Origin of the sequence: Methyloglobulus sp. (assembly GCF_046714055.1) — a bacterium.
Classification (GTDB): Bacteria; Pseudomonadota; Gammaproteobacteria; order Methylococcales; family Methylomonadaceae; genus Methyloglobulus.
This window is the reverse complement of record NZ_JBKKBJ010000107.1, coordinates 1-8146: the sequence shown is the minus strand read 5'-3', so window position 1 is coordinate 8146 and position 8146 is coordinate 1. Positions and strand designations below refer to the sequence as shown.

6 protein-coding genes and 1 pseudogene are annotated in these 8146 nt (G+C 49.1%); 4 read left to right on the top strand and 3 right to left on the bottom strand.

From position 1 onward, the window contains the following. Nucleotides 1–557: 557 nt before the first annotated feature. From ACLQ6D_RS06745 to ACLQ6D_RS06730, 4 genes and pseudogenes are all read left to right on the top strand, one after another. Nucleotides 558–2372: a DEAD/DEAH box helicase gene (locus ACLQ6D_RS06745; RefSeq protein WP_411726521.1), complete on the top strand. Its 1815-nt coding sequence runs from the start codon at nucleotides 558–560 to the stop codon at nucleotides 2370–2372. Nucleotides 2373–2506: 134 nt separating this feature from the next. Next, nucleotides 2507–2748, top strand: a pseudogene (locus tag ACLQ6D_RS06740) (NAD(P)(+) transhydrogenase (Re/Si-specific) subunit beta); the annotation flags it as partial. Nucleotides 2749–2868: 120 nt separating this feature from the next. Then, a complete protein-coding gene (gene ada, locus ACLQ6D_RS06735; RefSeq protein ID WP_411726520.1) occupies nucleotides 2869–3993 on the top strand; it encodes a bifunctional DNA-binding transcriptional regulator/O6-methylguanine-DNA methyltransferase Ada in 1125 nt (374 codons plus the stop codon). 90 nt (nucleotides 3994–4083) lie between these two features. Continuing rightward, entirely contained in the window at nucleotides 4084–4362 is a 279-nt protein-coding gene (locus tag ACLQ6D_RS06730) for a hypothetical protein (protein ID WP_411726519.1), read from the top strand. A gap of 86 nt (nucleotides 4363–4448) precedes the next feature. On the opposite strand, the gene dnaQ is transcribed toward ACLQ6D_RS06730, so the two are convergent. The 3 genes from dnaQ to ACLQ6D_RS06715 form a co-directional block, all read right to left on the bottom strand. Then, the gene (gene dnaQ / locus ACLQ6D_RS06725) at nucleotides 4449–5174 is read right to left on the bottom strand and encodes a DNA polymerase III subunit epsilon (RefSeq protein WP_411726518.1); all 726 of its coding nucleotides are present in this window, start codon (nucleotides 5172–5174) and stop codon (nucleotides 4449–4451) included. A gap of 225 nt (nucleotides 5175–5399) precedes the next feature. Continuing rightward, nucleotides 5400–6692 carry an adenylosuccinate synthase gene (locus ACLQ6D_RS06720; protein ID WP_411726517.1) on the bottom strand — a complete coding sequence of 431 codons (1293 nt, stop codon included), beginning with the start codon at nucleotides 6690–6692 and terminating at the stop codon, nucleotides 5400–5402. A 13-nt stretch (nucleotides 6693–6705) separates the two neighbouring features. Continuing rightward, on the bottom strand, nucleotides 6706–7911 hold the full coding sequence (locus ACLQ6D_RS06715) for an ATP phosphoribosyltransferase regulatory subunit (RefSeq protein WP_411726516.1): 1206 nt from the start codon (nucleotides 7909–7911) through the stop codon (nucleotides 6706–6708). Between the last annotated feature and the right edge of the window lie 235 nt (nucleotides 7912–8146).

The window sequence follows — 8146 nt, the reverse complement described above, 5'->3', positions numbered from 1 at the left end:
ATCTCTACCTGTCACTCCTTTAATAACGGCAGAACTCTTTCCTTTGGCAAACTGAATCCGTTCCCCTGTTTCTGCCGATACTGTGTGTATCCCGCCAAAAATGAAAGTCACTGCAAATGTGATGAGTAGTTTTTTCAACATTTTCTTATTCTCTCGTAATTTGTTTTCCAAAAAAAATATGTTTTCTACCTGGATCCTGCCCTGTTGCCGAAAGTAAGAGACAAGGGCAACTTAGCCTACTACATCAGCTTTCAACTTCCAAAGATATAGTAACGAGTCTATGAAAGCTAGAATAATTAGAGGTGCATGAATCTGTTAATTGAGCCTGTTGTTTTAATTAGGAAAAATCATCTGGGATGTTATATAATGCTCCTATAGCTTTAGAGCTAGGTTATTCGTGCCGACAATCAATTCTGCTCCTCCCTGCCTTTTATCTGGTCAATGGGCTTGAATTCGCCAAGCCTTGGCAAATCGACCGTAGCCAACTTGAATGATCCGATAGTGAATCATAGCTTACCGCGCTAAAGCGCTTCTCCCCATATCCAACAGGTAAATCCATGTCCAATGATGTCTCACCCATACCCTCTTTCCATGATTTAGCGCTGATTGAACCGGTGCTAAAAGTACTGGATGATGTCGGTTATGAAACGCCTTCGCCCATACAAGCTAAGGTCATCCCCCACATGCTGAAAGGCAAAGATGTGTTGGGGCAAGCCCAGACGGGAACCGGAAAAACCGCAGCCTTTGCGTTACCCATCCTGTCACGTATCGACCTCAAACAAAAAGACCCACAGGCGCTAGTCTTGGCCCCGACTCGGGAACTGGCTATCCAGGTCGCGGAAGCGTTCCAGCGCTATGCCGGGCATTTAAAAGGCTTTCATGTCTTGCCAATTTATGGCGGTCAGGATTACAGCACCCAGTTACGTCAACTCAAGCGCGGTGCTCATGTGGTCGTTGGCACACCGGGCCGAGTCATGGATCACATGCGTCGCGGCACACTGATTTTAAGCAATCTGACTGTGCTGGTCCTTGATGAAGCCGATGAAATGCTACGTATGGGTTTTATCGACGATGTCGAATGGATATTGGAACAATTACCAGAAAAGAAGCAAATTGCCCTGTTTTCTGCGACCATGCCAGCCGTTATCCGAAAAATCGCCCAGGATTATCTGCACGAACCCGAAGAAGTGACGATCAAAGTCACTTCGGCTTCGGCAGAATACATACGTCAGCGCTTTTGGCTGGTTAGCGGTGTCCACAAGCTGGATGCCCTCACCCGTATCCTGGAAGCCGAAACCTTTGACGGCATGATCATCTTTGTCAGGACGAAAACCGCCACGGTTGAACTCGCCGAAAAATTGGAAGCACGCGGGTATTCAGCCGCTGCCATTAACGGCGACATGTCGCAAACGCTCAGGGAACGGTCGATTAACCACCTCAAAAACGGCAAACTGGATATCTTGGTTGCCACCGATATCGCCGCCCGTGGACTCGATGTAGACCGGGTTACGCATGTCGTCAATTATGACATCCCTTACGATACCGAATCCTACATTCATCGTATCGGCAGGACGGGACGTGCCGGACGTACAGGTGATGCCATTTTGTTTATCGCGCCCAGGGAACGGAAGCTGCTGTTCAACATCGAGAAAGCAACCAAAAAACAGGTTGAAGAAATGGGCTTACCCTCGACAGAAGTGATTAACAATAAACGTATCTCCCGTTTTAAACAAAATATTACGGATACCTTGGCCGCCGAAGAACTCAGTTTTTTCAGCCAGTTGATCGAGCAATACCAGCATGAACACAATGTCACCGCCCTGGAAATAGCCTCGGCTTTAGCCAAGCTGGTACAAGGCGACACGCCATTGTTAATGCAAAACCTGCCCAAACGGCCTAAAGACAGCCGAGACGACAGGGACAGTAGAGACAACAGGCCAGCAAGAGCAGACAGGCCGGAACGGTTTGACCGTTCGCAAAGCGAACGACGGCCAAAACGTGCTTTTGGTGGTGCGTCAAACATTGAAATGGAGACCTTCCGCATTGAAGTCGGTCACGCCCACGGCGTAAAACCGGGCAATATCGTTGGTGCCATCGCGAATGAGACCGGTATCGACGGCGACCACATTGCCCGTATCAAGATTGAACAGGATTACAGCACAGTGGAATTGCCCGCTGGTATGCCCAAAGAGCTATTCCAGGAATTGAAAAAAGTCAGGGTGGTCGGGCAACAGCTTAATATTTCTCGGATCGGTGCTTCGGAAGGCAAACACCACCACAAAGCCGACGATACAGGCAAAAAACCGGACAAAAGCAAAAAAAGGATCAGTTCGACTTCCAGTCGTGCTAAGCCGAAAGCGGTTGATGCGTAATTGGCTATTTTTACAAATAATACATCGTTCCCACGCTCTGGCGTGGGAACGAATCCTATGCCGCGCTCCAGCGGTGCGGGACGCAGAGCGTCCCTGGCGGCGTTCCCACGCAAAGCGTGGGAACGATAAAAAGAATTGTCATCGGCACGAATGATATTGTCAATCCGTCAGCATTGAATGACCCCAACAGCCCGATTGCCGGTATGCCGGTACTGGAATATGCTGGAAAGGTGAAACCACCATCGTGCTTAAACGCAGCATGGCGTCTGGTTACGCGGGTGTGGGTAATCCGCTGTTCGTACTGGAAAACACCCGCATGCTGTTTGGCGATGCCAATGCGTCCATGCAGGCGGTGTTGAAGGCGTTGGAGGGGTAAATCGTGTAGATACAAGGGTGGGCAGGCTTTCCTGTTGGAATTTGAAAGCAAGACTCGGAGTGCATATTGTAGGGAATTTGTTAAATTACCTACACTTGTTCAATGACGCTTAACATCTGTATGCCTCAAAGCAACACAACCACATCCAATGACTCGCGCTGGATAGCAGTGCTTACCCGCAATGCTGAGGCAGACGGCACGTTTTACTACGCAGTAAAAACCACTGGCGTTTATTGCAGACCCTCTTGTCCAGCGCGGACTGCCAAACCCGAGAATGTCCAGTTTTACGATAGCGCTCAAGACGCAAAAGCAGCTGGTTTTCGTCCGTGTCTGCGTTGCAAACCGGATCAACCTTCATTGCAGACACAACAGGCAAGCAAGATCGCCGAAGTCTGCCGCTTAATCGAAATGGCCGAGTCCGAACCCAATCTTGCCGAAATGGCGGCACTGGCAGGACTTAGTGTGCATCATTTTCATCGTCTCTTTAAAGCCATCACCGGACTTACGCCTAAAGCCTATGCTACGGCACACAGGGCCAAACGGGTACGTAAAGAATTGGCACAGTGCAATACTGTCACCAAAGCTATTTACGAGGCTGGTTATAATTCCAACAGTCGCTTCTATGAAAAATCCCCACAAATGCTGGGCATGACGCCAACCAACTATCGAGCCGGTGGCGCAAACAGCCAAATCCGTTTCGCGATTGGCGAGTGTTCCTTAGGGTCTATTCTGATCGCATTGAGCGAACGGGGTGTTTGCGCCATTGCTTTGGGTGATGATCCAGAGTGTTTGTCAAGAGAGCTACAAGATAGATTTCCGCAAGCCGAGCTGATTGGCGGTGACAGTGATTTCGAACAACTGATCGCCAAAGTCATCGGCTTTGTCGAAGCACCAAGCTTAGGCTTAACTTTACCACTCGATGTGCGGGGTACTGCTTTTCAACAGCGGGTTTGGCAGGCATTACAAGAAATCCCTTCCGGCACGACCGTGAGCTACGCCGAGATTGCAAAACGCATCGGTCAACCAAAAGCGGTTCGCGCGGTAGCTGGCGCTTGTGCGGCGAACACCTTGGCGATAGCAATCCCCTGCCATCGCGTGGTGCGAACCAATGGCAGCTTGTCTGGTTACCGCTGGGGAGTGAAACGTAAAGCAGAATTATTGCGTCGGGAAAAGGACACTTGCCCCATCGGTCTGTTGAAAAACACCCCATTACGCTGCTCAATGCCGTTAGCCTGTCCGGCGTGAATTGATTGGTTTTTTTAAAAGCAAGAAACGGAGTTTAAAACGTTTGTTTTGTTTGTAAGCTATTGTCACCGGAAAAAAGGAGAGCAAGAAATGAAAAATGCCAGCGTGATTTTAATTGGTAGGGCAATTGCTTATGGCGTGTTGGGGGGAAGTTTATTTTTGCATCTGGAGGTTGGCTATAGTAAGAATACGGTTACACAGGGAGAAAGTCATTTTGTTTTAAAAACCGCAAAAGAACGTCTGAAGAACAAAGCCGCTGACAATCAGCGTGTGAACAATTGCAAAGTACATCAGGAGCAACGAGGTAGCCAAATTCGTCCGAATGAGTGCAAAGCTGCTGTAACAATCAATCAGCGATTGAGCAAGTAGCCTCGATGAAGTGTAACGGAATCGAGGAATTAGCCCCCGTTTATCCTCGATTTCACTGCGTTGCATCGAGGCTACCACATCCTTAATCACTGCTTCCAAACACAAAAACCACTGGCTTTTTCAATGGCATCCAACCGTTGTTGATGCTCCGCCAATTCTTGTTCGCTACAATAAATGACGGTTAACGCGGGGCGGTTGTTGGCTAACTGCCTGGGTTCATGGACGTTTCCTGGTTTTTGCCCTGCGGCTTCCCCTTCGTCCAGCAAGGAGAATTGGCCGCCGGTCATCAATAAAAACACATCGGCCAGGATTTCGGCATCCAGCAACGCGCCGTGCAATTCCCGGTGGCTGTTGTCTATAGCATACCGCTTACATAAGGCATCCAGGCTGTTCCGTTGCCCTGGATGTTTTTTTCTGGCAAAGGCCAAGGTATCGAACACGGTGCTGAAATCATCTACGGTCCTGGCCTTATCAGTTAGCCGTGAAAATTCGTGGTTAATGAAACCAACGTCAAACGGTGCGTTGTGTATGACTAGCTCTGCATCTTTGATAAAGGCAATAAAATCGACAAAAATATCCTCAAAACGGGGCTTGTCTTCGAGGAATTGATTGGTGATGCCATGCACTTCAATGGCACCCCTATCGATAACTCGGTCGGGATTGATATAGACGTGAAAGCGGTTACCGGTAAAGCGGCGATTGATTAGCTCGACACAGCCAATTTCTATGACCCGATGGCCTTCCTGGAAATTCAAACCCGTGGTTTCGGTATCGAGGACAACGATGCGGTTTGATACAACGGGACTAAGCATTATCCTAAAAATCAGTTGAAATATTCGTGATCAGATTTAAGCTAAGAAATATCAATGCGTTGTACAAATACAACTAATCACCCAAATTTGTAGGGGCAGGCCTTGTGCCTGCCCCAATGCAGGGCAACCTCACAGCGCGGGTTCCATACCCGCCGCTGCACTTCCACCATCCTTGGCGGTCGAAGGGATTGCCACTACAGTAAGAGAGGGTTTTTAGAAGAACCTCTAAGCAAAAGGATTCTCAAGTATGATGGTCTCATCCCTTTCTGCGCCAGTAGACAAGATAGTCACCTTGACACCAACCAACTCTTCAATTCTCTTGATATAGGCTTTGGCATTTTTGGGCAAGGCATCAAAGTCGGTAATGCCAGCGGTTGTGCCGCTCCATCCTGGCAATTCTTCTATAATCGCTTGGCATTGCTGGTATTGCTCGGCTCCCAAGGGCGCTGTGTGGGTCACCGCTCCGTTCAGTTTGTAGCCGGTACAAATACCAATTTTTTCAAGGCCGTCCAGAACGTCCAGTTTGGTCAGGCAGATTCCGCTGAGGCTGTTGAGTTTTGCCGATTTACGCATGGCAACCGCATCAAACCAGCCGGTACGCCGCTTGCGGCCTGTGGTTGCGCCAAATTCGTGTCCCTTGACACCCAGATGATCGCCATTGGCATCGTGCAATTCTGACGGGAACGGGCCATTCCCTACCCGTGTTGAATAGGCTTTGGTTATACCTAAGACATAATGCAGGTCTAGCGGCCCGATGCCACTACCTGTAGCAGCGCCGCCTGCTGTGGTACTGGATGAGGTGACGTAAGGAAACGTGCCATGGTCTATATCCAGCAATGCACCTTGGGCGCCTTCGAACAGCAGGTTTTTTCCCTGCGCTTGATACATGTATAAGGTCTCGCTGACATCGGTCAGCATCGGCTTGACTTGTTCGCCCAGCTTGAGCGCTTCATCTAGCGTCTGTTGGTAATCGACAGCTTCGGCTTGGTAGTAACCGGTTAGCAGAAAATTATAATAATCCAGCAGCTCTTTGAGCTTTTCAGCAAAAATCGCTGGGTTTAGCAAGTCTCCCGCACGTAAACCCCGTCGCCCTGCCTTGTCCCCATAAGCGGGGCCGATACCACGTCCGGTCGTGCCGATAGCCTTGTTGCCCAGTGCTTTTTCTCGCGCTTTATCGACAGCAACATGTACGGGCAAGATTAACGTGCAAGCTTCGCTGATTAAGAGGCGGTTTCTGATCGTAACCCCGGCATTTTCCAGAAACTCGATTTCTTCCATTAGGGCATTCAAGGACAACACGACACCGTTACCTATCATACATTGGACATTGTCCCTGAGTATGCCGGAAGGTATCAGGTGCAGGACGGTTTTTTTCCCTTTGATGACCAGTGTGTGACCGGCATTATGCCCACCCTGAAAACGGACGACAGCGTGTACTTGCTCAGTCAACAAATCAACCAGCTTGCCCTTGCCTTCATCACCCCATTGGGCACCTATAATAACGACATTTTTTCCCATATTGATTCCAATCTTAATCTAATGTCCTGATTACCCAGTTTTTGTGGTCTAGCTCCAAAACGGACGTACAACCCAATTCTTTTGCAGCGCCCACTTGCCCTGGCAATTGCTGGATCACACACTTGCCTTGGGCGCGTAAATCCCTGATTTTTTCGTTTAACACACTATTGTCCAGCCCCATATCTTCCAGGCAGGGCGCAAAAATACGTGGAATAAGTTGATCCTGGGCGCTTTGTTTGCCAAGTAATACCAAAAGTTTTAGGTCTGCGCTAAAACCCGTTGCCGGACGCGCACGGCCAAACACCGCTCCAATATTGTCGTAGCGGCCACCGCGGGCAATTTCCCGTCCAATCGTAGGCACAAAAGCGGCAAAAACCACGCCGGTATGGTAATGATAACCACGCAATTCAGCTAAATCAAAACTGATGGGTAAGGCCGGAAAACGGCTTGTCAGGTTTTCCGCTACGGCTTCCAGGTTAGTCAGCGACTGCTTTACCTGCCCGTCTGACTTTGCCAATACTAATCGCGCCTTGATGATCGTATCCTTCCCGCCATTCAGCTCAGGCAACTTTAATAGCATGGCTTTAACTTCTTCGTTAATGGCAAGATCGGATATCAGCTCTTCAAGTTCAGGTTTGGCTTTACGTTGCAAGACATCGAATAAGGCGCTTTCTCCGGCTTGATCGAGTCCTGCTTGCCTAGACAGCGCCCGGAATATGCCGACATGCCCCAGGTCGAGATGCACGTCCAGTAATCCTGATAAGGCCAACATGTCCAGCATCAAACGTATCACTTCGACATCACTTTCAATACCGGCATGACCATAAAGCTCCGCGCCTATTTGCATCGGGCTGCGGGTTTTTTCCAAGGGATCGCCCCGCGTATGCAACACTGTACCGACGTAACACAAACGGGTCGGCCATTCATGCTTAAGATGGTGGGCGTCCATTCGGGCGACTTGCGGTGTCATGTCAGCCCTGAAGCCCAGCGTTTTACCGCTAATCTGGTCGGTCAACTTGAATGTTTGCAGATCCAGGTCGTGTCCTGAGCCAGTCAGCAATGAATCAATGAAATCAATCATTGGGGGTATCACCAGTTCATAACCCCAGCATGTGAATAACTGGAGCAGTTTCCTGCGTAGGTTTTCAAGGTACGCCGCCTCCTGGGGCAAAATTTCTTCTATGCCCTCGGGTAACAGCCAGGAATCTTTTTGTTGCATTTTTCAGTGCCTACTCAAACAAAACGCTCCACAAGGAGCGTTTTTATTTTAGCCGTTATGGGCTTCACTACACACCCAATCAGTGTGATAGATTCGCCCACAGACAGGGTGACCTTATTTAGTTTTCTAATCCGCTTATTTTGCTGAACCCTGATTTTTAAAGTACCTGAAAAAATCTGAGTCCGGATCCAGCACCATCATACTACCTGAACCCGAAAAAGTCTTTTTATAGGCG

Excerpts from the sequence above, each read along its gene's own strand:
- ada (WP_411726520.1), top strand. The coding sequence starts at position 2,869 with ATGCCTCAAAGCAACACAACCACATCCAATGACTCGCGCTGGATAGCA.
- ACLQ6D_RS06730 (WP_411726519.1), top strand. The coding sequence starts at position 4,084 with ATGAAAAATGCCAGCGTGATTTTAATTGGTAGGGCAATTGCTTATGGC.
- dnaQ (WP_411726518.1), bottom strand. The coding sequence starts at position 5,174 with ATGCTTAGTCCCGTTGTATCAAACCGCATCGTTGTCCTCGATACCGAA.
- ACLQ6D_RS06745 (WP_411726521.1), top strand. The coding sequence starts at position 558 with ATGTCCAATGATGTCTCACCCATACCCTCTTTCCATGATTTAGCGCTG.
- ACLQ6D_RS06715 (WP_411726516.1), bottom strand. The coding sequence starts at position 7,911 with ATGCAACAAAAAGATTCCTGGCTGTTACCCGAGGGCATAGAAGAAATT.
- ACLQ6D_RS06720 (WP_411726517.1), bottom strand. The coding sequence starts at position 6,692 with ATGGGAAAAAATGTCGTTATTATAGGTGCCCAATGGGGTGATGAAGGC.